Origin of the sequence: Desulfobacter postgatei 2ac9 (assembly GCF_000233695.2) — a bacterium.
GTDB lineage: Bacteria > Desulfobacterota > Desulfobacteria > Desulfobacterales > Desulfobacteraceae > Desulfobacter > Desulfobacter postgatei.
On record NZ_CM001488.1, the window covers coordinates 1,975,720 to 1,999,948 of the forward strand.

General features: G+C 48.0%; 21 protein-coding genes and 1 riboswitch. Of the genes, 3 read left to right on the forward strand and 18 right to left on the reverse strand.

What is annotated here, in order from left to right; translation table 11 throughout:
• Window positions 1-9: 9 nt before the first annotated feature.
• On the reverse strand, window positions 10-744 hold the full coding sequence (locus tag DESPODRAFT_RS09050) for an alpha/beta hydrolase (protein WP_004072979.1): 735 nt from the start codon (window positions 742-744) through the stop codon (window positions 10-12).
• A 76-nt stretch (window positions 745-820) separates the two neighbouring features.
• Here DESPODRAFT_RS09050 and rlmD point away from each other — a divergent pair, with 76 nt between their 5' ends.
• Window positions 821-2,212 carry a 23S rRNA (uracil(1939)-C(5))-methyltransferase RlmD gene (rlmD, locus tag DESPODRAFT_RS09055; protein ID WP_004072981.1) on the forward strand — a complete coding sequence of 464 codons (1,392 nt, stop codon included), beginning with the start codon at window positions 821-823 and terminating at the stop codon, window positions 2,210-2,212.
• A 153-nt stretch (window positions 2,213-2,365) separates the two neighbouring features.
• Here rlmD and DESPODRAFT_RS09060 read toward each other — a convergent pair whose 3' ends face one another.
• The 9 genes from DESPODRAFT_RS09060 to DESPODRAFT_RS09100 all read right to left on the reverse strand — a co-directional run bounded on the left by DESPODRAFT_RS09060 (window position 2,366) and on the right by DESPODRAFT_RS09100 (window position 11,485).
• Window positions 2,366-4,306, reverse strand: coding sequence for a bifunctional acetyl-CoA hydrolase/transferase family protein/GNAT family N-acetyltransferase (locus tag DESPODRAFT_RS09060; protein ID WP_004072983.1), 1,941 nt, complete (start codon window positions 4,304-4,306; stop codon window positions 2,366-2,368).
• Window positions 4,307-4,485: 179 nt separating this feature from the next.
• Window positions 4,486-5,040 (reverse strand): recombinase family protein, encoded by a 555-nt coding sequence (locus DESPODRAFT_RS09065; protein WP_004072985.1) that lies wholly within the window; start codon window positions 5,038-5,040, stop codon window positions 4,486-4,488.
• 339 nt (window positions 5,041-5,379) lie between these two features.
• Window positions 5,380-6,036: a 3,4-dihydroxy-2-butanone-4-phosphate synthase gene (ribB, locus tag DESPODRAFT_RS09070; protein ID WP_004072987.1), complete on the reverse strand. Its 657-nt coding sequence runs from the start codon at window positions 6,034-6,036 to the stop codon at window positions 5,380-5,382.
• A 146-nt stretch (window positions 6,037-6,182) separates the two neighbouring features.
• Window positions 6,183-6,347, reverse strand: a riboswitch (FMN riboswitch).
• Between the two features lie 127 nt (window positions 6,348-6,474).
• Window positions 6,475-7,428: a tetratricopeptide repeat protein gene (locus DESPODRAFT_RS09075; protein WP_004072989.1), complete on the reverse strand. Its 954-nt coding sequence runs from the start codon at window positions 7,426-7,428 to the stop codon at window positions 6,475-6,477.
• Complete coding sequence (gene yidD / locus DESPODRAFT_RS21860) at window positions 7,425-8,027, reverse strand: membrane protein insertion efficiency factor YidD (protein ID WP_371905012.1); 603 nt, start codon at window positions 8,025-8,027, stop codon at window positions 7,425-7,427. Before yidD ends, DESPODRAFT_RS09075 begins: the two co-directional genes overlap by 4 nt.
• Entirely contained in the window at window positions 7,909-8,829 is a 921-nt protein-coding gene (locus DESPODRAFT_RS09085) for a type II secretion system protein N (RefSeq protein WP_004072991.1), read from the reverse strand. Before DESPODRAFT_RS09085 ends, yidD begins: the two co-directional genes overlap by 119 nt.
• Complete coding sequence (locus DESPODRAFT_RS09090; RefSeq protein WP_004072992.1) at window positions 8,826-10,277, reverse strand: hypothetical protein; 1,452 nt, start codon at window positions 10,275-10,277, stop codon at window positions 8,826-8,828. Before DESPODRAFT_RS09090 ends, DESPODRAFT_RS09085 begins: the two co-directional genes overlap by 4 nt.
• Before the next feature lie 12 nt (window positions 10,278-10,289).
• Window positions 10,290-10,703, reverse strand: a complete 414-nt coding sequence (locus DESPODRAFT_RS09095; protein ID WP_004072995.1) for a hypothetical protein — start codon at window positions 10,701-10,703, stop codon at window positions 10,290-10,292.
• 11 nt (window positions 10,704-10,714) lie between these two features.
• Window positions 10,715-11,485, reverse strand: coding sequence for a ParA family protein (locus DESPODRAFT_RS09100; RefSeq protein WP_004072997.1), 771 nt, complete (start codon window positions 11,483-11,485; stop codon window positions 10,715-10,717).
• A gap of 284 nt (window positions 11,486-11,769) precedes the next feature.
• On the opposite strand from DESPODRAFT_RS09100, the gene DESPODRAFT_RS18650 reads away from it, so the two are divergent.
• Complete coding sequence (locus tag DESPODRAFT_RS18650) at window positions 11,770-13,515, forward strand: SUMF1/EgtB/PvdO family nonheme iron enzyme (RefSeq protein ID WP_004073000.1); 1,746 nt, start codon at window positions 11,770-11,772, stop codon at window positions 13,513-13,515.
• Window positions 13,516-13,731: 216 nt separating this feature from the next.
• Here DESPODRAFT_RS18650 and DESPODRAFT_RS09110 read toward each other — a convergent pair whose 3' ends face one another.
• The 8 genes from DESPODRAFT_RS09110 to DESPODRAFT_RS19425 all read right to left on the reverse strand — a co-directional run bounded on the left by DESPODRAFT_RS09110 (window position 13,732) and on the right by DESPODRAFT_RS19425 (window position 22,833).
• The gene (locus DESPODRAFT_RS09110) at window positions 13,732-16,419 is read right to left on the reverse strand and encodes a cation-translocating P-type ATPase (RefSeq protein WP_004073002.1); all 2,688 of its coding nucleotides are present in this window, start codon (window positions 16,417-16,419) and stop codon (window positions 13,732-13,734) included.
• Window positions 16,416-17,261 carry a universal stress protein gene (locus DESPODRAFT_RS09115; protein WP_004073004.1) on the reverse strand — a complete coding sequence of 282 codons (846 nt, stop codon included), beginning with the start codon at window positions 17,259-17,261 and terminating at the stop codon, window positions 16,416-16,418. The genes DESPODRAFT_RS09110 and DESPODRAFT_RS09115 overlap by 4 nt, the downstream gene beginning before the upstream one ends.
• A gap of 254 nt (window positions 17,262-17,515) precedes the next feature.
• Entirely contained in the window at window positions 17,516-17,665 is a 150-nt protein-coding gene (locus DESPODRAFT_RS19420; protein ID WP_083843559.1) for an XdhC family protein, read from the reverse strand.
• A gap of 35 nt (window positions 17,666-17,700) precedes the next feature.
• Window positions 17,701-18,741, reverse strand: a complete 1,041-nt coding sequence (locus tag DESPODRAFT_RS09120) for a molybdopterin-binding protein (protein ID WP_004073009.1) — start codon at window positions 18,739-18,741, stop codon at window positions 17,701-17,703.
• Window positions 18,738-19,229 (reverse strand): hypothetical protein, encoded by a 492-nt coding sequence (locus DESPODRAFT_RS09125; RefSeq protein WP_157488455.1) that lies wholly within the window; start codon window positions 19,227-19,229, stop codon window positions 18,738-18,740. Before DESPODRAFT_RS09125 ends, DESPODRAFT_RS09120 begins: the two co-directional genes overlap by 4 nt.
• Window positions 19,159-19,755: a 4Fe-4S dicluster domain-containing protein gene (locus tag DESPODRAFT_RS09130; RefSeq protein WP_040015918.1), complete on the reverse strand. Its 597-nt coding sequence runs from the start codon at window positions 19,753-19,755 to the stop codon at window positions 19,159-19,161. The genes DESPODRAFT_RS09125 and DESPODRAFT_RS09130 overlap by 71 nt, the downstream gene beginning before the upstream one ends.
• Window positions 19,756-19,819: 64 nt before the next feature.
• Window positions 19,820-22,540 carry a molybdopterin-dependent aldehyde oxidoreductase gene (locus DESPODRAFT_RS09135; protein WP_004073010.1) on the reverse strand — a complete coding sequence of 907 codons (2,721 nt, stop codon included), beginning with the start codon at window positions 22,538-22,540 and terminating at the stop codon, window positions 19,820-19,822.
• Between the two features lie 140 nt (window positions 22,541-22,680).
• Window positions 22,681-22,833 (reverse strand): hypothetical protein, encoded by a 153-nt coding sequence (locus DESPODRAFT_RS19425; protein WP_245531879.1) that lies wholly within the window; start codon window positions 22,831-22,833, stop codon window positions 22,681-22,683.
• A 464-nt stretch (window positions 22,834-23,297) separates the two neighbouring features.
• Between DESPODRAFT_RS19425 and xerD the strand changes: the two genes are divergently transcribed.
• Window positions 23,298-24,185, forward strand: a complete 888-nt coding sequence (xerD, locus tag DESPODRAFT_RS09145) for a site-specific tyrosine recombinase XerD (protein WP_004073012.1) — start codon at window positions 23,298-23,300, stop codon at window positions 24,183-24,185.
• Window positions 24,186-24,229 lie beyond the last annotated feature (44 nt).

Sequence of the window (24,229 nt, forward strand, 5' to 3'; positions counted from 1 at the left end):
TGATCAAGCCTATTTTTTAAATACAGATTTATACCAGGCAGTCATTTTTTTTTCAAAATCCTGCTGGTGTGCCCGGATTGTCATCTGATGATTTCCGCCGTCATGAAGTACCATCTCTTTGGGGGGCTGCATGGCGGCGTAAATGCGTTCTGCATTTTCCACGGGGACCACCTCGTCGGCAGTGCCATGGAAAATCATGACATGGTGCAAGGCCTTTACCTGGTCTGAAAGGTCATACAAAAGGTTTTCCTTGAAAAAATCCAAAGAAAGGGCAGGGCGCTTGTTATTCCCTGCCAGGGGAATCCTTGTTATGGTCCGGGTATTCACGGGGGACGCACACAAAACAGCGCCCTGAATACTGACGCCTGAACGTTCAAGATCCTGCCAGGCGCTGATACAGGTGGCACCACCCATACTGGAGCCAAACAGGGCAACCCGATTTGATGTAACCCCCATTTTAAGAACATGATCCACTGCCGCACAAAAATCCCTTGTGCGGTTTTCAAGAGAGGTCTCCTTAAGGAAATTGCCCTGGCTGTCGCCGCATCCCCTGTGGTCAAAACGCAAAAAGGCTATCTTATTTGCAGGCAGAACCTTTGATAAAAGCACCTGTTTTGCAGAGTTTCTGCTGCCTTCAAGACCATGGGAACCGACAACAAGGGGGGGGATGGGCCTTTTGGGAAGGTGAAGGGTGCCTTTCAAGTTGAATCCATCAACTATAAAATTTATTTCTACGATTTTCATCTTGTCTTTATATTCATATCCTTGTATATTTATCGCCTTTTTCAACAATTAATATAATCACAAAATATAGTATAAAATGCCTGTTAAAAAAAGCAAAACCTACGAACTTGACATTATTGACCTTGCCTTCGGGGGAAAGGGTCTGGCTAAACCCGATGGATTTCCCGTGTTTGTGGACCGGTGTATTCCAGGAGACCGGGTTTTTGTAAAGATTTTCAAAAAAAAGAAATCCTGGGCCGAAGGACGGCTCATCAATATTGTCAATCCTTCGCCCCTGCGCCAGGAAGCAAGATGCGAGTATAACCGGTTTTGCGGGGGGTGCAAATGGCAGCAACTGCCTTACGAGCGCCAGCTTGAATACAAGAAGCGCCATGTGCTTGAGTCTCTGGCGCACATCGGACGCTTGAAAGATGTGCGGGTGATGGATGTTGTGCCCTCGGATTATATCTATGAATACCGGAATAAAATGGAGTTTTCCTGCTCTTCCATGCGTTGGCTTCTGCCGGACGAACTCTCTGATGACACCGTCAAAAAGGGCTTTGGCATTGGATTGCATGTGCCCGGCACCTTTGACAAAGTGATTGACATTCATACCTGTCATATTATGCCGGCTCTTGGTAATGAAATCTTAGAAACCATCCGTGGCTTTGTGGCCGAATCCGGTCTTGACGCATATCATCTGCGCAACCACGAGGGCTTTTGGCGTTTTGTCATGCTAAGGCATTCCGTGGCCCGGGACCAGTGGATGGTCAATCTTGTGACCAGTGAAAAAAAGCCTGATATCATTGAAGCCTTAAGCAGGCAACTTGTGGAAAAATTCAGTCAGATACGCTCCATTGTCAATAATATTACAGATTCCCGATCAGGGGTCTCCACGGGTAAGGAAGAGATCCTTATGCATGGAGAAGATCATCTGATCGAACAGCTTGGTGAGTATCAGTTCAAAATTTCGGCAAACTCTTTTTTCCAGACAAATACCCGGGCCTGTGAAAAATTGTATACAAAAGTCAGTGAATATGCGGGTCTTGACGGATCCCAAACAGTCCTGGATCTGTATTCAGGTACCGGGACCATTCCCATCTGGCTTTCCGGCCAGGCAAAAAAAATATACGGTATTGAAATTGTCCACTCTGCTGTGGTTGACGCACGGGAAAATGTAAGTTTGAACGGCATCAATAACTGCACCTTTCTGGAAGGGGACATCAAGGATGTTTTTGGACAGGTCCCCGAAAAGCCGGATGTGATCATCATTGATCCGCCCAGGGTGGGTATGCACAAGGATGTGGTGGGACATGTGCTGGCCAATTCTCCGGGCAAAATCGTCTATGTCTCCTGCAATCCTGCAACCCTTGCCAGGGACCTTGAAATGCTCGCCTCACGTTACGCCGTAGTAGAAGTGACACCTGTGGATATGTTCCCCCATACCTATCATATTGAATCCGTGGCGTTGCTTGTGAGAAAAAGTTAGTGTTTGAACGAAAAGTGACCCATCTGCGGCGTTGCATAAAAATTTCCAATCCTCACATACTTTAGTATGCTCCGGTTGTAAATTTTTATGCGCCTTGCATCTGGGCAACTTTTCGGCCAAACACGGGTTTCCGTTCAGGAACAAGTTAAGGACTTAGGTCCCTGCGCCCATGGATAGAATGGCCTCTCCCAGGGCTTTGCCGCCGTCGTCGTTGCCATCTTCTTTCGGCTCATTGAACAAGCAGGTTAGAATAAGCATGTCATCATTTCTTTCAGTTGTGATTTTATATGGCTGTTTGTGAAAAAGGCGGATCATGCCTTTGTTATGTGGAGAAGTATAGGCGATCAATCCTTTAATACCGTTGTCAATGGCCCCTTGATTGAGTTTTTTCTGTAAGACGTTGGCAATTCCCATGCCCTGGTATTCTTTTGATACGGAATAAGCAACTTCGGCCATGTTAATGATGGTGTTTCTAAAATACTCGCCCACAGCAATAATTTTTTCAAATCCCAGTTCACCTATGGTCGCGACAATGGTCAGGTCATTGATATAATCAATTTCATAGGTGGTTTCAATTTGGTCATAGGCAAAACTTTTTTTCTCATGAAAAAATCTAGAAACAATATCCCCGCGATTCATGGTGTAATAGTGTTCCTGGATAAACCGTTCATCCGTCGGTTTTGCCGCTCTGAATGTAATGGGGATATCTTTTATAACAATGGTTTCCTCATATTTAAGCGGGTAGACGCCCTTAATGGCCTCTTTAAATTTGCGGTCACTGTCAATCAGGCCCATCTCCTTGCCTGCGGCAAACAGTTCATCCCTGAAATCCGGATGGGCAATGGATACCAGCGCCAGTACCCGTTCCTGAAGTGTTTTGCCAAAAAGATTCACCACCCCGTATTCTGTTGCCACAAACTGGACATCTCCTCTTGGGACCACCACAGCGTGTTCTGCTAAACGGGGAACGATCCGGCTTTTTTGCCCGTGATCCATGGTAGAGGTCATCATAAGGATGGATTTTCCACCCTCTGACATAGCTGCTCCCCGGGTGAAGTCAAGCAGCCCATTTATTCCTGTGTAGTTGTTAAACGGCAGGGCATCGGCAGCCACCTGGCCGGTTAAATCAATGGCCATGGCCGTGTTCAGGGTAACCATTTTATTATGGCGACCGATGATACCCGGGTTGTTGGTATAATCCGACGGGTAAAATTCAATGGAAGGGTTGTCGTCAAGGAAGTCATAGAGCAGTCTGGAGCCTACGGCTGCGCTGGCCACAAGTTTGCCGTTATTAAACCCTTTCTTCTTATTCGTGATGACCCTGATGGAAAAAAGATGCATGATTGCATCTGACAGGTATTGTGAATGAATTCCAATATCGTTTTTATTTGATAATGCCAACATAACTGCCTCAGTGGTTAAACTAAGACTTGTTTGGATGGTTGAACCGTCTTCAATGAGACGTGAAATATGTTTGGCAATAATATTGTTCGACTCATGTTCAGGACGCGGCTGGATGGTTAAAAGCGGATCCTCATGTTCCACAATATAGTCAACATCATTAACATGGATAAAACTTCTGCCCAGGACCCGGGGCATTTGGGGGTTGATCTGGCATATCACAATATCAGCAGTTTCGCAGGCCGAAAGATTAATGTCCACGGAAATTCCAAGACTCATCCATCCAAAGTCATCGGGCGGAGAGGCCTGGATCAGCGCCGTATTCAACGGCATGAGCCCGGATTTGAACAGGTACGGAATCTGGGACAGGTTCGCAGGCGTAATAAATTTTTGATTTTTTTTGATAATCTTTGGTCCGCAGGATCCTAAATAAAAGGATCTGATATTGAACTGCTGGGAGTGGGGCTCATTAGCGATAAGCGTCAGTGGGCCGTTTTCAATGCTGAGCAGGCGCACGATTTCAAGATCGGTCAATCTTGCGGAAATAGCGGATAACTCTTTGACAAGGTGCTGGGGTTCAGCACAGGATGAGCCTATAAATACGCGTTGACCAGGCCGGATATGTTTCAGGGCCTCCTGGGCGCTGCAGCGTTTATAGATGTAGGAATCCGCCCAGTAAGTGGCTTTTTTCATGCTCGCCCCCCCCCTCCAATATTTATTGCCTGCTTGAAGACGGCTTTTATCTTTCGTATTTAAAGGCAACTATGGTTTTACAAAAAAATGTAAAGACGGGGAATATCATATATAATAATTATACGATTGTGAATATTAAACTAAGCTTAAAGCCCATTTAAATAAGGACTGAATAACGGCTAAATTTGTTTGCACAGCCTGTGGATGGTCTGGGCATGCCAATGCCCCCTGCCGGAAAATGTCGGAATCCCTTTATCTCTTAAGTATTCAGCAATCGTGGCAAATGTGGCGCCTTGATCTCGCATTCTGTTTATGGTGGAGATGATGTCATCCTTGGTGTAATGGGTGCCCGAGGCATAGCTGGTTGTTGCTATTGGCATCTCATCCGGGCCTTGGCTGTTTTTCATAAGCGTTTTCAAGGATTCAAAAAAATCAGCCATGGCATTTTGCTGGCGTATCTGTGATTCCATGAGCATCTCACTTACCGCTGCTATACGGCCCATTTCTTTGACCAGTTGGATGGTGCTTTCGGCAATAACCGGGATTAGGTCCTCAATATCCTCTCTCCTTGCTTTTTTTTCCGGAATGGCACTTGACCGGTTAAAGGCGGAGGCTCTCCTGTCTTTTGGCGTACGCCGTTCTCCAGGTGTAAAGTAATTACTGTCCATGTTTTTTCTAACGGACGAGATTTCCTTTTTACCGGAATTTCTCAGATTTTTTAAAAAATCGTTCAATGATGTTTCCTCCGTATGGTTAAGATCCCGCAAAAATTCGCAATAGAAATTGCTAAGTATCTTGCTATGTGTCGGGAAATAGAACTTAACGTAAGAATACAGTTCAATAATACTGAGAGACTTGAGTAACGCTCCTGAATGTTAAATGAATGAACTTCAGCCGGATTATCGAACATTACCTATTTAAGAGCAAAACAGCACAATATTAAATTTTTTAACACATGTTTATGAATAAAGTCAAAACTTTTTAATGAATTGACGAAAAAGGATGTGTGACGGGCGAACCAGCAATTGTTTGTCCGGCATCCGGCACGAAAGTATGCAGATGCCGGAGAAAGATTATGATGCTTTAGCGCGTTGTGCCCCAAGCCTGTAATTTATAATATCTTCAACTGTGAGCATTGTAAAACTGTTGTCTATGGCAAATTGTGCTGCTTTAGGGAGCCGGATCATGGTTCCGTCGGGGTTTGTAAGTTCACACAAAACCCCGTATGGGGGTAAACCAGCCAGGGTCATAAGATCAACTGTGGCCTCGGTATGGCCCGCACGTTCAAGTACTCCGCCAGGTTTTGCCTGTAACGGAAAAATATGGCCGGGGCAATTAAGATCTTCCGGCACTGCATCATCGGCAATGGCTGCCTGTATGGTTGCTACCCGGTCCCGGGCAGAAACCCCTGTGGTGACACCTTTGGCCGCTTCAATAGAGACTGTGAATGCAGTCTGGTAAGGACTTGTGTTGTTTTTTACCATTGGAAAAAGGTTCAGGTGCGCAACCTTTGCCCGGGGAAGACACAGGCAGACTATGCCGCTGCATTCCCTGATCAGCATAGCCATCTGCTCTACTTTAAGGGTATGTGCCCCAAAAATGAGATCCACTTCATTTTCCCGATTTTCATCGTCAGCCACCAATACGCCTGAACCCCGGCGAAGGGATTCAAGAGCGGCCTGTAACCGCTGCCGGGAATTTCCAAATTGTTTTAAGGGATTCTGATTCATGATTCAACTCCTTGGTAATCGTTATAAATTAATACATGAATCAGGGCGTGGGAATAAAAAGGCAAAATAAGATCATCCATTGCCATACCGGTTCTTGCCGACAAAAAGTGTCAGTAAGCTGTAAGCACAATGGTCTGGTGTCTTTTGCTTATTCTCTTCCATCCGGACTGTAACCGTCGGCTCTGGAGTTTCACCAGATCTGCTGACCTTTGCGCAAAAAGCTGCAAAGCGCTCGCGGGCTTTCCCGGAATTTGACCTCAAATTTCCAGGTTACCGCCGGTGGGGAATTTCACCCCGCCCTGAGAACGTTGAGGATACTACTCCGGTAGGGGGGTCATGTCAATCCCCAATACCCTGCACGGATGATATCACGATACTTTACAAGAATCCTGGGTCCATGGACTGTTTTTTGAATGTTCTGTGCTTTTAATGCGTAAATCAGAATCCGTGAGTTAATCTCAGGAAAAAAGATTTATTTACCGGGTCCAACCCCGGTTCAAAGTCAAAGGTTTTGTTCAAGATTTTTATCTGGGCTGCTTTGTTGTATTTGTGGGCTGCGGTTATGGAGCCATAAATATTGCCTGAATAAAAGCCGCTCTCCACAAAGGTAATCACACCGCCAAGGGCGGGGTTGTCATGGTCGAAGGCCGTGTATGCCGCCCATATTAAGCCTGTGTTAAAGCAAAAACTGATAAAGGCGTCTTTATACCGTTCACAATAGAGCATGCCACCTCCCGGGATAATGGCCAAAATTCCTGCAAGAACAGGACTTTTTGTCGGTGCATGTACGGCATTGTCAATGGTTTCAAGTTGCGTTGCTACGTCGTATTTTCGCTGTTTTTCAGGACTGATCAGCATCAAATTTTTACGCGCATAGGCAAGTTCATTTTTTCCCGGGGTAACGGTGTTCCGGATATGCATACGGGCAAGTTCCAGATAAATTCGGTCTTTTGTATCGGTATCCCGGGTCAGTTTTAAATAATTTTGCAGAACAATCTGGGCATAACCTGTGTTGCCCATGGCCTCAAAGGCTTGGCTCTGCATAAAGCAGGATTGCTCGACCCATGGGCTGTCTTTATCTTTGGACTGCCGAATTATTGTATCAAATCGTTTGGCTGCCTCGTAATACTGCCCCGAGTAAAACAGGGCGACGCCTATGGTATAATCGGCGCGGTCATGCCTGGGGTCTTGGGGAAAAAAATGGATAAACCGTTTGAACTCCACCTGGGCTGCATTAAAATCTTTTTGTTCAAAAAGATTCAGGGCGTAGTCAAACTGCATATTTGCCGTAATAAAAAGGCCGGGTTGATTATTTGGTATTGCATAGGCATACGGTAGATCAAGTATACCAAAAAATTCAAGGACGACCAGGAATATCAGCAGATGCTTCATTTTTGGTGATCCGGATTCAAATTCGACATCCGTTCGGAACCTGAATGATACAATTTTTTCCCAGGTTGGCTGGTTTCAATTGCCAACGGTTTAGGTGAAAACCACCAGAAATCATTGGCACTGACCGGGTCAAATATTAATTCGCGCCCATTGATCCTGACATGGGCAGACAGTTGGCGCTCGTCCCCACCGCATCTGAGGAGACGGTCGCAGGCCATGATCACGCCCAGGCCGATCCCGTGTTTCCGGATGACCTGGGCACAATACCGGGAGCAGTGCGGATACATGGCGCAACGATTTCCGTCAATGCCGGATATGTGCGTTTGATAAAATTTAATTACGGGATTGGTTGTTGTGTCGTTGTTTTTGGTTGGGTCCTGGGCCCAAAGCACCTTAGGTAGTGAACTGAAAATAAAAATGCAGAGAAACAATCGAATTATGAATATTCTCAATTGGATATTGCAAGTGATACAAGGTGCATTATCGTTGAACATCATTGATGGTATGCGCGTTATCTTGTCCGCTAAAAACCAGTTTTTTGGATTTTCCGCGTCTGAGGATGGAAATGTTAATATCTGAGCTGTCGTCAATGCTCTCATCAAAATCTTCAAGATCCTGGGGATCTTGTATCTCAATGTTGTCCACGGCCAGGATAATGTCCCCGTTTCGGAGACCTAAACGTTGGGCCAAGGAGTCTTTCTTGATGCTGTAAATCATAACACCTGACGCTTCGCCGTTTTTGATATAGGGTCGGGTTTTGAACAATGGATTTGAGTTTGATGCCGCATTTAACATATCCTCCACTTCTTTCTGGGCCGGCCTGTGATCCTGCGGGGGCCTGGGTCTGGAGGGTCTGTCGGCAGGACTGCGGTTTCGGTCAAGAAGAGGTGACGGATCCGCATTCACTTCAAGAATCTGATCCTTGCCGTTTACGGTTAAAATAACCTTGTTGCGTAATATCGATTTAATGGTGGCACCCTGGATTTTATCATTCACCCGGTATAGATCCTGCTGTTTTGTTTCAATATCCTGTATTACAGCCCAGCCTTCTTGTTTTTTATGACCTGTTACCGTACCCCAAAGCGTCAGTTCCAGGCTGGTCTTTTCAAGATGAAGGTTCATGGGTTCAGATGCCTTATTTTTTTGACCGTCTACCTCTACCTTGAAAAGATTTCGCTGGGTAACCTTTTCTATGACGTTATTTAATTTGACAGGTTCGAAGCGATTAGATTTGGATTGTGGCCGGGTATGGTCACTCTTTGGATTACTTGAGGATGTTTGTACCCCTGGTGTATCAGTAATCGGACCGATCAGGGCATATACCTGAAATGCTACCAGGATGGTTAACCCTATTAAAACTGCAGAAAATATTGGCTTCATTTTTTGTAAGGGAATATTCATCGCCGTCGTTTGACTCGTCTGACCAGCTTTTTCTTTTTTGGGGCAGGCTCTGTGGGTGCTGCATTTGCGGCCATATGCTGAGCGGGGGGCAGCAGGTTGTTCTGGGAATAGGTGCATGAAGCCCTGGGACATTTAAGTCCGGGGGTGTCGGACGGTGTGATGAATTCGGTTAAATAAGGATTTTTGCACAATGGACATTCAAAATGATAGGGTTTATCCCAGGATACAAACCGGCAATCCTTCTGATTGCAGGAGTAAAAAACCTTTCCTTTGTCCGTGGTCTTTTCTTGAACGCTGCCGTTACGGCATAAAGGGCAAGGCATGGAGAGCGTTTGCTCAAATGCGGCGATCCTGGATTCAATATCATCTTGTTTTTTTTCCTTTTCTGATTGCACAGCCGCCAGTTTTTTTGCTTCGGCTTTCTTTTTTGCCTCTTCCTCCCTGCGTTTTAATTTTTCTTCAAGTGTTATAAGTCTGGCTTCCCTTTCGGCCATTTCCTGTTCCTTTGCCACAAGGGCTTCGGCTTTTTCCTGGGCTTCAAGGGCTATGGCTTCTTCCGCAGCTTTTTGCTTTTCTTCAATAATTTTAAGCTGTTCTGCAAGCTTTTGTGCTGTAAGCTCGGCTTGTTTTATTTTTTCCTCTTTTCCCGCTAACTCTTTTGCCAGTTCTGCCGCTTTTAAGGCTGCCTTGTCATTTTCCCTGGCTTTTTGTTTTTCAGCCTCAATCTCTTCAGGGCTCGGCTCTTTGTCAAAAAGATTTTTAATTTTGACCTTTTCATGGTACCCGTCGGTACGTTGTTTCCTGGTCTTCATGAGTTGGGACAACTTGTTGAGCTTTTCTCTCTTTAACCGGGCTGAAATTTGTTTCGACTGTACAGTGACTGCCTTGTGAATCCCTTTGACCATTTCTGTTGCCCGTTCCTGTGCGCGGTCCTTTGTGACGGAAACGCCACGGGTTTTAAGCGTTTTTTCAAAACTTTGTTTTGCAAGCTCAAGGCTTTTCCGGCCGGCATTGACCTCCTCATTCATTTGAAGGATAAAAGCAATCAGGTTAAGGCCCTGCATGCCTGGAAACATGGAGTCTAAAAAACCGACCATCATAAACGCAGGCATTTCTGATTTCAGTTCACCATTGGGAAGTGTTGTGATGTAGCCGGATCCCAGGACAGTTGATATGGCATTGTCAAGGTAATCGTCCTGGTCAAGTCCGATATCCACCAGTTCAGATGTAAAGGTTTTGCGGTTGAAACGTTCGGGAGGCGCGTCTGCATACTCCTTAATCTCACGTTCCCGATCCACGCAGATGACGATACAGGATATAGTGGCAAGATTGAAAGACATCAGCGCCATATTGGAATCTACATCAATAAAAGCGGTGATCTCCTTGGCTATAATTTCATCCAACTGTTTCCTGACAGACTCCCGCGTGGTGCTGCTGCCCTGCGGCATATTCATACTCCCTTACGCTTTATTATTAATTTCAGAGATTAAATCAGCGATTTCAACAGCCATCCCCCGTTCTTTTTTTCTCTCCGCCTCGCCACTATGCGGTTGTTCCGTTGACGAATTTTGAATTTCCATATCGTGGTTATTTCCAAACATTTCATCTTCCCTGGCGGTTGACATGGATAAGCACTCTCCACCACGGTTAAAAATTACCGAAAGGGGAACCTTGATTTCAAAATCAAATTTGTAAGCGATTTCGTTGTTGTAAACGATAAGAGTTCCATCCTTGTACGCGATGTCATCGTGAACTTCAAAATTATGTTTGTCAAGCAGCAGCTGCTCGATGACATCCCAGTCAAGTTCGGCATTTATGGTGTCAATAAATTCTTTTTCACTTTTCTGGATGGATTCTGGATTGGTCAATTTCAATGGGGGTCTCCTCATTTTAAATTGAATGCACAGATAATCTCACGGGCTATCCCAAGATAAGCCTGGGAAGCCTGTGCTTTAATGTCGTACAGAGACAAAGGTCCAAAAGAGGGCGGTTTCTTGTCAAGCATTTCATCGTCAGGGATCATGGTTTTATATATCAGGGGACGAATTTTCTCAAACACTTCGGGAGCTGCTCGATTTTCCATCTGTTTTTCACTATTGCATCTGTTGAACAGTATACCTGCAATGCCTAACGGCGTATTGTGGGATTGGCGTATGTACCGGACAATTCTGATCAGTGAGTAAAAATCACTGACCCAGTCTTCATCCGGGATGACCACTGCGGCAAGCCAGTCTGCCGCCGTCAACGCGGCGATACTCAGATATCCGCAGGATGAGGGGGCATCAAGAATAACTATGTCGTAATCGTGCTTGATTTCATCAATAATCAGGCGAAGAAGCTTTTCGTTGTCTATACGCCTGGTAAGTTTACGGGAAATGGAAAAAAGTCCGAAACCCCCCGGCAGGATATCCAATCCCTCAATATCGGTTCCGGATACGGCATCAGCAACACCTATTCTGCCGGCCAGCACCTGTGCAAGGTTATGATCATTTTTTTTTGAATCAATCTTGCGCCACTGGGACGCACGTGCCTGGGGGTCGCAATCAACCAGCAGTACTTTTTTTCCATAAAGTGCCAGAGATGCGGATAGATTAAGGGCAGTTACGCTCTTTCCTGTGCCGCCCTTCAGCCCTGAAATAGTTAATACATTTTTCATCTTTTTTATCTCTTTAGCACGCTCATAAAAAAAATATCAACGCCAAATGTTATAATATCAGGGCGTTCATCTGCGTTCAACAGGAGACTTGTTTTTTTATTTTTGCCTCAAGATCAAGATTTTGTACAGTTGAAATATATAAAATCTTATATCATAATATCTGTACTAAAAGCACGTGAAACCCTGTAGTTATGCAAAAAAATATATCATTCCGGATTCGGATGCCTTTAATCCATTATCGAATTAAAGTTTTCAAGATCGTTTAAAAAGGAGCCTTTTAAGCTTTGGCCAATCTATCCATCACCCTGTCCGGCATTGCCGAGGTCATAGAAAATCTTAACTACCGCCCGGGATCTGTCAAGGATAAGGCTGTTCGGGGCATCTTTGCCTATTATGTTTCCGAAGATAGTATCCAGGCGCTTTCGTCTATCGACGGAGACAGTATTATCCGTCAGATCTGGGAGGTCGGGGATGATTATGCAAAGATAAAATTCAAAAGAAGAAATTTTTCCAGTCTTAAATCCTCCATCAATGCCGACTTGAAAAAATTGTTCCAAAACGGTCTTAACCCTGAAGACATAAGGCTGACCGAGTCAAATGTCTTTGATATGACAGAGGATGCTAAAAACAGTCTTCTGCAGTCTTTGAGTGATGCTGTAAAAACAGATGGTTTTGATCTTACCAAAACCGCCGATGTGCTTAAGGTCGTGGCTGAGTTTTTGAATAAAATTGAGTTTCCTGATGCCGACAATGAGACAACGGACATCATAGAAGAGATTAAAAAGCTGTTGACGCGGCTTGGATCCGAAATCTTTGATGACCAGGATGGGGCAAGCGGTGATGGGGCAGGCGGTGATGGTGATGTCGTCCTCGAAGATAACGTTGAAATTGAGGAAATTGATGAAGATGTTGAAATAGAAGCGCTCGATGACGACGAACTTGAAGAAGTCGAGGAGATAGATGAAGACCAGCAGATCGAAGATATCGAACTTGATGACGATGAAGACCTTGAAGAGTTGGAAGAGATTGACGAGGATACCCAAATAGAAGATGTTGAGCTGGATGATGATGAATCCCTTGAAGAAATAGAAGACATTGAGCTTGACGAAGATCAGGAGTTGGAAGAAGTTGATTTAGATGAGGATGAGGACTTAGAAGAGCTTGACGAACTTGATGAAGAAGAGATTAAAGTCCTTGAGGAATATAGAAATGCCCGGGAGCGTGCTGAACAGTTTGACGATTTTTTGGGAGAGCGTGAAAAAAAATTCAATGCGTATATCACTATTCCCGCAGGGACCTATACCATTGGCACGGAAAAAACATTGAAATCCAGCCTGGCATTACAGCCCTTTGACATGCCCAGGGTGTATATCGGCAAATATCCGGTGACCAATGCTTTATTTGAAATTTTTATTGAACAGACCGGATATGTCACCACAGCTGAAAGAAAAGGGATTGGAACCGTTTACCATTCCCGGTATAAAAAACAGGGCGAAAAAGTGATTTGGAGCAAACAGGCCGGATCTTCCATTGTTAAAGGGGCCTGCTGGCACCAACCCCTGGGCCCCGGCTCAACCCTTTACGGCAAAAGAAACCATCCCGTGGTTCAAATCAGTGTGGATGATGCCTTTGCCTATGCCTCCTGGATCGGCAGGCGGCTGCCCACAGAAGCCGAGTGGGAGGCTGCTGCCCGCACGGACATGGCTTTAAAATACCCCTGGGGCAATCAGTTTGATCCGGACGCATTGAACATTGAATCTTCAGGGCTTGCAGACACAAGCCCCGTGGATAACTATGACCATGCTGCCAATGTGTTCGGCATGGCAGATATGCTGGGCAATGTAATGGAATGGACCGCCGACAACCAGCCGCCTCCGTTTGCTAGCAGCAAGGCTAAGTTTTTTAATGTGGCCAAAGGCGGGGCATGGAATGCCAAGGACACAGTCACCATCAGTTCCCGGGGCCTGTTTCCTTTTGAAACCACTGCCAACATCATCGGCTTTCGGTGTATTTCCGAACTATTCCAGTGATACGGCAGCCATTTTAAATTTGGGAAGGGTAAGGTTAATCTCCAATATAATTGATTCTTGGCTTTTGAGAGCAGGCACAATATATGGGCCGGATAATTTCCTGAAAAGAGTTCAATTCTCACGGTACGCACTTGAAACGGATAAATGAGAATGCAAAAATTATTCACTTTGGGAATTAAAAAAGGTCAAGACTGGCAGGGTTAGGTGTTTGTCACACTAATCCGCGATGAGCCGGAATTTACAATATCGTTTTCTGAGATAATCACTGCCAAAGATGAGGATAATCCCGAACCAGGCCAGAAAATAGATGGTCAACGGAACCGGCCCGGTATTAAGGATTTTCTGTAGAGGCGGAAAGTATAGGGTGGCCCAGGAAAAGACCACCTGGATAACAATACCCAAAAGCATCAGCCTGTTTTTAAAAATTCCCCCATCAAGCCCGGAGCGCCTGGCAAAACGACGTCCTAAGAGATTGCCGATCTGCATCAGGAGAATGGTGGACAGGGCAATACCCATGGCCGATTGGTAGAGGGGATCCGTTGTCGCCAGGGCCTCCCCGAACCGCCATCCGCCACTCGTCAGGACATAGAAAAAAAGCCCCAGAGACCAGATACCTTCCAAGAGACCAAGAAAGAGATAACTGTGCATAATCAGGGGAAGGGTAAGCAGGCCCTGTTCTCGAAGCCGGGGTGGTTGGTTCATGGTTTCGGGATCCGGCGGTTCCTGACCCAGGGCCATGGAAGGGATAATGTCAGTGCCGAGATCAATAGAGAGAATCTGAATCACATTCAGAGCCAGGGGTACTGGTAGAAGGATATAGAGAAGGTAAGGAAGGATTTCCGGGCCGTTGCTTACCAGGACATAATTGGTGAACTTCTTGATATTCCCAAACACGGTCCGCCCTTCTTCAATGCCCGCAACAATAGAAGCAAAATTATCATCAAGAAGAATGATCTGAGCCGACTCTCTGGCCACATCTGTTCCCTGGCTGCCCATGGCAATACCCACATCAGCGGCCTTAAGGGCCGGGGCATCGTTGACCCCGTCCCCGGTCATGGCCACCACTTTTTCCATAGCCTTGAGGGCCGTGACAATTTTCATCTTCTGTTCCGGAGTCGTTCGAGCAAAGACCCTGGTTCCCTGATCGAGACGCTCTATAAGCCCCGCCTCGGTCAGATGCTCCAGATCGGCACCGGTCATCAACAGGGCCGGGTCATTTTCCCGGGGAAGAATCCCTGCCTTACGGGCGATGGCCTGAGCCGTATCCGGATGATCACCGGTAATGAGCAGGACCTCAATCCCGGCGGTATGACATTTAGTAACAGCCGCCGGAACCTCTTTGCGAAGAGGATCCTCGATGCCGATAAAACCGACAAGAACCAGCTCTTTTTCTAGAGCATCCTGGAGAGATGCGAAGTCCTCTTCCTCCCCGTGATCCAGTTCCCGGCAGGCTAAAGCAATAACCCGCAAGCCCTGAGCGGCCATTCCCCGGAGCACATCCTCTGCCTGACCCAAAACCTCTGTATCCACAACCTTAGAGTCCTTTGCACTGCGAACAGAGACAAGCATCGGAGACACGGCCTCAAAGGCCCCTTTAACTACAAAAAACCTTTTCCCGGCAACAGTCATGATACCTGCCGATCGTCTCTTCTCCACGTCAAAGGTGAAGTAATGCTCAATCTGTTCCCTAAGCGCCTCCAGATCAGCACCCAGGATAGTTAACCGTTCGGCCACCGCCACATCCAAAGGATCCCCACTCAGGTGATCAGTACCCCTGACATCAGATGCAGCCAGGGCTAAGGCCAGAAGATCCAGTTGCTCCTGCTCGGCTAAAGACCTGCCATGCAGGGGGCTCAGTAGCTCGGTGATGGTGAGTCTGTTCTCAGTAAGCGTTCCTGTCTTATCCGAACAGATAACATGGACTGCACCAAGCGCTTCCACCGCATTGAGACTTTTAACCAGAACGTTTTTTTTGGCCATGCGCAGACTACCCATGGCCAGAGAGAGGGTAAAGGTGGGTAAAAGCCCTTCCGGAACATTGGCCACGATGATCCCCATCATGAAGACAAGATTCACCCACAGCGGCCTGCCGGTCACCATCCCATACATAAAAAAAGCAAATCCCATGCTCACGGCGATGACGGTAAGAACTCGAACCATATGGGCCGTCTCCTGCTCCAGAGGCGAAGAGGCCCGCTTGATTTCCTGGGAGAGGTGAGCCAGTTTACCGAATTCGGTACGAAGACCGGTAGCAAAGACCACGGCCTTACCGCTGCCCCGGATCACCGTACAGCCGGCAAAGGCAATGTTGTTACTTTCAACCAGGCGACTCGAACTTGCCCCATGAACAAGAACACAGGGATTGGCCTCACCGGTCAGAGGTGCGTTGTCGACCAGCAACCCCTCAGCCTCAACAACCCTGGCATCTGCCGTGATTTTGTCACCCTCGGCCAGGATGAGGAGATCACCGGGTACGATCTCTTCAGCAGAAACCTTGATGACCTGACCCTGACGCTGGACCTCGACCATCTGGGGCAGGAATTTCTTCAAGGCCTCCATGGCCCGTTCAGCCCGATATTCCTGAATAAAACTGAAAAAAGCGTTGAGCAGAGCCACAACAAATAGGGCCCAGCCCAGGAAATTCATACTCTCCCCTGGATTGAGACCATGAGCGAAAAAACAGATAATTGCCGAAACAATGAGGAGTATGGTAAAAAAATTGGTGAACTGCTTACCAAAATTGCGCAGCATTTTCCAGCGGTCAGGGATGTCAAATGAGTTTCTGCCCACATTGAGCAACCGCTCCTCCACCTCTTCGCCATGCAGGCCTTCGGGATTCGTTTCCAGAAAAGTATAGACCCGATCCGGCGTCAAATTTTGGATTTGTTTGCCCTGGCTGCTCATATCTTACGATAAATCCCCACATCACAAGGAGAACGCCTGAGGATCTGTTCAATTTTGTTACCGTAGAAATAACGAGACGGCAGATTTCGGTCAGAGGCACCCATTAAGATCATCTGAGCACGACTCTTGCTGGCGTGGATAAGAATTTCCTTGGCCCAGTCATCAGAGAGAACCACCTTGGCATCCAAATAAATCTTGTTCTCTCCCAACTGCTGACGAATCTCCTTCAGTACCCCGTTCACATAGGAATAACCCTTTGTTTTGAGGCTCTGGACAATAGTTGCCGGCATATATTGAAACCACAGGGAGCTAACCAGCATGATTCGTAAAAGATAGAGCCGTTCCACTTCCGGTGCCAGAAGCATGAAAAAAGACATGGCAGCCTCAAACCCCCTGGGATGTCCGGAAAGGGGGAAAAGCAAATCACTGGGACTTCCAAGGATGCCGGGTTTGACCACCCGGATAGCCATGACATTGAACTGTTTATGACGCAGGAGCTTTTCAGAAATAGTGCCGGCCAGGAATCCCTTGTTCCGTGAGCAAATTCTGGCCCCGCACACACAGAGACTCTCCCCCCCGGCCGGAATAGCCTGGAGCAGGGAATAAAATACGTTTTTTTGGAGGGGCAAAATACGGCTGGTCATCCTTATCCCCCGGACCGCAGATTCGGCTTCAATGGCTTCGATTTTTTTAGCTATCCTATCGGGAGAATAAATATCATCCAGGATATGGATCAAAATGATCTGGAGATCCCGGCCGTTAGCTGCCATATTTAAGGCATAGCGAGCAACCCAGTCGGCATTTATTGAACCGTCGTAAGCCAAATAAATAGTCAATTTCATGGGATTACCACCTGAATGAATTCGCCATTTCGGCAGATGTCTGCCCTGTATTTTTATGATACATCTCTCTTCGTTGAAAAATCAACAAAATAAAAGGCACTGCTCAGTAAATGAAGACGGGGAAGAATAAGTTGAGAATAGGTGACTTGACAGGCAAGCCGTCCTGCGATGTCACAGTGGTGTCCGGTTAGTTTTTTGCATAGGCTCGTTGTTCTTTGATATTTTTTTCATCCGGTTCTGCCGGGGTTTCCGCCTTAATGGCCGTGCCGTCGGATATCCGGCCATATCAGCATCCATGAGCCCGATCTCCTTGGGGTGGACCCCTTATGGCTGATAATCATGGCCAGGGCAAAGGAGTGGCCTTTTGAGAATGCGTTTTTTGTTTCCGTAAATAAACTTCCCATAGATTATTTTTTTCCTAATCTGTTGTTATGGACGGTTACTTGCCGAAACTACAGGCAGGAAACCGGCACTGGCTGCAATTGGCACAGAACCCGCCGTGGCCCATACGAACGATATCCTCGCGTTCAAGGGTTTCACCGGCTAAAATCGGGGGCACCACCAGGTCAAAAATGGAAGTCCTGTAGTACATGACGCAGCCGGGCAGTCCCACCACCGGGACATCACCGATATAAGCCAGCATGAACATGGCCCCGGGCAGCACCGGGGCGCCGTAGGTTACCACACGGCCGCCGGCGGCCCGGATGGCCGCCGGGGTCAGATCGTCCGGATCCACCGACATCCCGCCTGTCACGGCAATGAAATCGGCGCCGTTGTCCAGAAGATCCCGGATGGCCGTGACGGTCATTTCCATATCATCGGACACCACTTTTTTTTTCAGAATCCTGGACCCAAGGCGTTCAAACTTTTTTGAAACCACCGGACCGAATCCGTCCCGTATGCGCTGGTGGAACACCTCTGATCCGGTGACCACGACCCCTACATCACAGCGTTTAAAGGGCGTCACTTCAATAACGGGATAATATTTTCGACACACCGCCTCTGCGGTTTCAAGCCTCTCCTTGGGCACGGTCAGGGGCACCACACGGGTCCCGGCAAGTTCCTCTTCCGGCTGTACGGTCCGCCGGTTATGCAGCGTGGCAAAAATCACATCCTGGATGCTGTTCAGCTCAAACAAGGCATCCACATTGACCTTTAGAAGTCCAAAAATTTGAGATGACAGACTCACTTTGCCCTCCTGAGGCTCACTCAGCCGGATATTTCGTCCTGTAGCAGCTCTGGCTATGCAAAGGGCAGCCTCATTTTCATGGACTTCGTTATCAAGTCCTGTGACATAAATATGTTCCTTGCCCATATCAAGCAGGACTTTGACATCCGGCATGGTGATAACATGCCCTTTTTTAAACTGGGGGCCTTTAAACAGGTCTGGAACAATTCTCGTGATATCGTGAAGCAGGACCTTTCCCACAGCTTCCTGAACCGGTACGGATGTCGCCTTGTCCTTTTCATAATATTTCATGCATCACCTCTTATTTTATTTTTAGAGAAAAAATCATCCATCTGCGCCTCGCCTCCGGACAATTTTTCCCCCGAACATGATTCTTCGGCCATAATCATTCGTTTGGCCCGACTAAAATTCAACCTATCCGATTTATCAAAGGCATGGATTTCAATATGTCCAAAACAAATCCGGCCTGAGTCAATAGCGGTTTTTATTCCGCCAATCTGTTCAACAGCCCCTTCCACCGCCTGCCGGGACAAATTTTGATCCAACGCCGCCACATCCATATCAAGCACCTGGGGATGATTCCCTTTCCTGCGGGCGGTAAAATCCACAACACCAGGCAGGGCAAACAACGCATCATCCAGGTCTGCCATCGACAGGATGGCACCGCTTTCAAGGCTGAGGCCTTGGGCAAAGCGGCTTTTCACCCGGTCAAGCCGGGAAAACGGACTGCCGCAGACACAGGGCGTGTTTTTCAAAAAAACAGGCGTCTCCCATGGCATGAGCCATCTCCTCTAAGGCAAAGGCATGGGCTGAAACCGGCATTCGTTTGTCTTCAAGCATTTGCTCTCTTGCCTGCAAACACAAGTCCGCCATGGAGAAATCATTGGGACATACCGTGGCGCAAAGATCGCAAAGTGTGCAGGAATTGATCATCAGATTGGCCGTGCGCTCGCCCATGACAATGGACAGGTTGTTGTAAATTTCCCTGGCATACCGGCCGGTAAATCCCTCAAAGGATTCAATAAAACTGTTACAGGCTTTGATGCAGCGGGAACAGTCGCACTGGTGGCACCGGGCTGCCTCGGCCGCGGCAAGGTTTGGATCCGGCACAAAGCCTGCCCCGGCCATGGCCTTTTCAAAATCAGTCCCGGGCTTTGGCATGATCCTGGAAAGGTCTGTGTTCAGCCCGGTGGTGAACACCCCCTCCCTGTGCCTTCCTGCGTCAAGGGAGACCCCCGATAAAATCCGGTCAATGGAGGTGCCTGCCTTTCTGCCCTGGAAGGCCTGCATCACAGGACTTTGCATCGTATCAGCCCGGGAACCTTCATTTCCCGCAAACGGCCTGCTGATGTGAAAGGATTAAATAAACCTAAAGTGCTTTAAGGCCGGCCAATACTTTATCCGGGGTGGCGGGCAGGGCCTTAACCCGGACACCGCAGGCATTGTAGATACTGTTGATCACCGCTGCATGGGGGGCGGTCAGGGGCAGCTCGCCCACCCCGGCCGCGCCAAAGGGGCCGTGCTCCCTGGGAGTCTCAACATAGTGCAGTTCCATGTCGTCAGGAATATCATTAATATAGGGGAATCCTGCACCGCGCATATTAGAATGCTTTTTAATGTCTTCGTAGTCCTCGGTCAGGGCAAGCCCGATACCCTGGGCCAAGCCGCCGTACATCTGGCCGTCAACCACCAGGCGATTGTTGATCTTGCCCACATCCGCCACCGCGGTCATCTTGGTAACTTTGGCCTTGCCTGTGGCAGTATCCACACAAGTTTCCGCCATAAATACCCCATACATATAAACGGCAAAGGGACTGCCCTGGCCGTTTTCGTCACACACCCTGGCAGGGGCTGTCCATTTTCCGTCATATTCCACAGGAATATTTTCAGCCTTCATCTCTTCGTAAGTACGGAAGGTCCCGTCTTTCTTTCTCATGCCGCCCATGAGCAGTTCACAGGCCGCTTTCACAGCTTGTCCCGTCACCACCTGGGATCGGGAACCACCGGCCGGACCGGAGTTAGGGGTGATGGCGGTATTGTTCATCACAAGTTTGATTTGATCGGGGGTAATTCCCATGGGACGAAGCGCTTCATGGGCCGTTCCCAGGGACCCCATGTCCGCGCCCTGGCCGTGGTCTTCCCAGGAGTTGAACAGGGTAATGGTGTTGTCCTCGTTGAGCTGGACCCGGACCTCGGAACTGTCCGGGCCGTCCAGACCGCAGCCGTAAACGCCGATTGAAATGCCCACACCGCATTTTTCAGCATCTGTGGATTTGTCGGCAGCCGCCTTCCTGGCCGCCTCGTATTTGGGCTTAAGAAGGTCCAGCATCCCGGGCAGGCTCCAGGCATCAGGGGTCTGGCCCGTGGGGGTGGTGGCCCCTTTTTTGTAGACATTTTTGTACCGCAGATCAAAGGGGTCCATACCCAGTTTTTCCGCCAGGATATCCATGAGACATTCCGAAGAGAACTCGATTTCAGGCGCCCCGTAACCACGAAAAGCAGAGCCCCAGGCATGGTTGGTGCAGACCGTACGGCCCTGGCCCCGGATGTTGGGAATATCATAACCGGCACCGATAAACTGGGCCCCGCGCAGGGTCAGCAGATCACCAAACTCGGAATAGGGTCCGTGATCCACAGTCCAGTCGGCTTCCATCGCCTTGATCTCCCCATCTTTGGATGCGGCCATCCGGACATTGGTAAAAAACGGGGAGCGTTTGCCCGTATAGGTCTGCTGCTGGAACCAGGAGTAATTAAGAAATACGGGTTTGCCTGTGACAAGTGCTGCCACGCCCACCAGCGCTTCCATGGTGGGGGAAAATTTATAGCCAAAGGTGCCGCCGGCCGGATTCTGAACCAGGGTCAATTTTTCAGGTTCAATACCGATACCCGGTGCAATCATGGCCAGGTGGAGATGGATGCCAATGGATTTGGAGTGGATTGTAAGCGTGCCGTCTTCACCGGGATAGGCAAATCCCACATCCGGTTCAATGGGCATGTGGGGCTGGCGGCTCACGTAAAAATCATCTTCGGCAATCACGTCTGCCCCGTCAAAGATGGGGGCGGTCTCCTCACCTTTTTTCAAATTCTGAATATAGTAGACATTGGGGGTGCCCGGATGAATCTCAATGGCGTCTTCGGCCATGGCCGCCGGCGCACTCATGTATTCAGGCAAGGGTTCCAGGTCCACTTTTACCTTGGCCGCAGCGGCCTTGGCATTTTTTTCCGTATCTGCGCACACAATGGCAATGGCATCGCCGAACTGAAATACTTTCTCGTCACAGAGGATGGGCCGGTCCCAGCCGTCGCCTTTGTTGCTCGGGAATGTGATCAGACCGGAGATCCGGTTTTTGCCGGGAACGTCCCTGTGGGTGACAACTTTATAAACACCCGGCATGACTTCGGCTTCGGAAACGTCAATGCCCCTGATGTTGGCATGGGAAATTTCAGCCTGTACCAGTGCAAGACGCAGCGTCTCTTCAGGCATTTTAATACCTAAGTCCGCACCGAAATCACAGGTGCCCGTAACTTTGGCCACAGCAGAAGGCCGCGGGTATTTTGTTCCCCAAATCCGGCCGTCTTCGGGAATCTTAAACATCAGTTCATCCATAGACATTTCGCCGTTGATGACCTTGGCAGCCGCCATGACCGAATCCACCAGCTGCTTGTAACCGGTGCAGCGGCAGGCATTTTTATATTTCTGGAACCACTCCCTGACATCTTCCCTGGTGGGATTGGGAATGGTCTCCAGCAATGCTTTGGTGGAGACAATGAAACCCGGGGTGCAAAAACCGCACTGGGCACCGCCATGGGCCATCCATGCCGCCTGGATGGGATGCAGTTTTTCCGGCGTACCAATGCCTTCCACCGTGGTGATCGTTGATTCATCCGGTACCCGTTTCATCTTGGTGATACAGGATCGAACCAGTTTGTCATTTAAAATAACCGAACAGGCGCCGCACTGCCCTTCTGAACACCCGACCTTTACGCCCGTCAGATGAAGGCCATTTCGCAATATAGAGGACAACATGTCATCTTTATTCACAATGACGGTTCGTTTAATACCATTGACGATAAGTGTTTTATTAATCATCTGGAATCTCCTCTTTTGGAATTTTGAAAGCACGCCTGCAAAAGACTTTTGGGCATTCTGGCGATCTGCTCGAAAAATGTTTTGTTCTCCTTTCCGAGGTTACTATATTTAAAAACAAGCTTCGTCAAGTTATTTTAAATTCAATTAATGGAGGGATAGCCGTAATTTTGGGGCGGTACAAAGGTCTCCTTGATGGCCCGGGGCGATGCCCAGGGGATCAGGTTCAGACAGGACCCTGCTTTATCGTTGGTGCCGCTCTTGCGGGCCCCGCCAAAGGGCTGCTGGCCGACCACGGCGTCTGTGGGTTTATCATTAATATAAAAGTTGCCGGCAGAGCCTTTGGTGTGCCAGGGTAAGCTTGGTACATCTTGCCGGATGAAAGGAGCCGGCTATAGTAATTGTTCGTTCGCTATATAATGGCGCTCCCCTACTGGAGGGCAACCTAAAGTGGGAAGCGGAGCGGTTTTCAGTCTGAATGGGAGTCAGAGAGGCCCATAGTAGTGATAACGCAGGGGAATGCCTGTGGAGTGAAGGGGCCTTACCTTAGATAAGGGAAAGCCGGATCCGGGAAATCTGCATGTCCGGTTTGAAGAGGGAGAAAGCGGATGCACATGCATCCCTTCATCTACTCTACTGCGAGAATAAAATTAGAATTGTTGTTTTAAAAAGTGAATAATTTGGAAAAATGCGGTATCTAATTTTTGGGTCTGAATTTATAATTTATTGGGATTTTCATATCAAAAAATAAGGTAAGGTCATGCATGAGTTAGCAGATGCATATATGGATTATCTGACAATAGAAAAAGGGCTCTCCGTCAATAGTATCACAGCCTATGGCACAGATTTGGCTTCGTATATCAATTACCTGTCTGACAACGGGATAGAGGAGATTAGAGATGCCGACACCACAGCCATTCTTGGATGGCTGGTTTACTTGACCCGCCAGGGCCTGTCAGCCAAATCCCGGGCCAGGTACCTGGTTTCCATCAGGGGGTTTTATAAATACCTGGCAGCAGAGAAACTGATAACTGCCAATCCCTTAAAAGATATTGATATTCCCAAAACCGGCCGGCATCTGCCCGGTGTCATCTCGGTCAATGAGGTGGAGGCGCTTTTGAACGCCTGTGAGCCCACAACACCCAAAGAACAAAGAAATCTTGCCATGATGGAGATCATGTACGGGGCCGGGCTTCGGGTCTCAGAACTTGTATTTTTGAAGGTGGTTGACGTAAATCTGGACGCAGGTCTTGTCAGGGTCATGGGCAAAGGCGCTAAAGAGAGAATTGTACCCATTGGTTCAAAGGCTAAAGATGCTGCAAGGCTTTGGCTGGACCAGGGACGTCCCATGGCATTAAAGCAACTGTCAAGTGACTTTCTGTTTGTTGCAAGGGCAGGGCAGCCCATGACCCGCCAGGCATTCTGGAAAATTATAAAAAAATATGCGCTTGTTGCCGGCATTGTCCGGCCCATTTCCCCCCATACCCTGCGCCACTCCTTTGCCACCCACCTGATAGAAGGCGGGGCGGACCTGCGGTCTGTTCAGACCATGCTTGGCCATTCAGATATCTCAACCACCCAGATTTATACCCATATTTCACGGGAGTACCTGATTAAAATGCATCATGAATTTCATCCCAGAAAATAATGAGGGGAAAAAAGTTTAGAACTTGCACACTTGGTATCTGGATG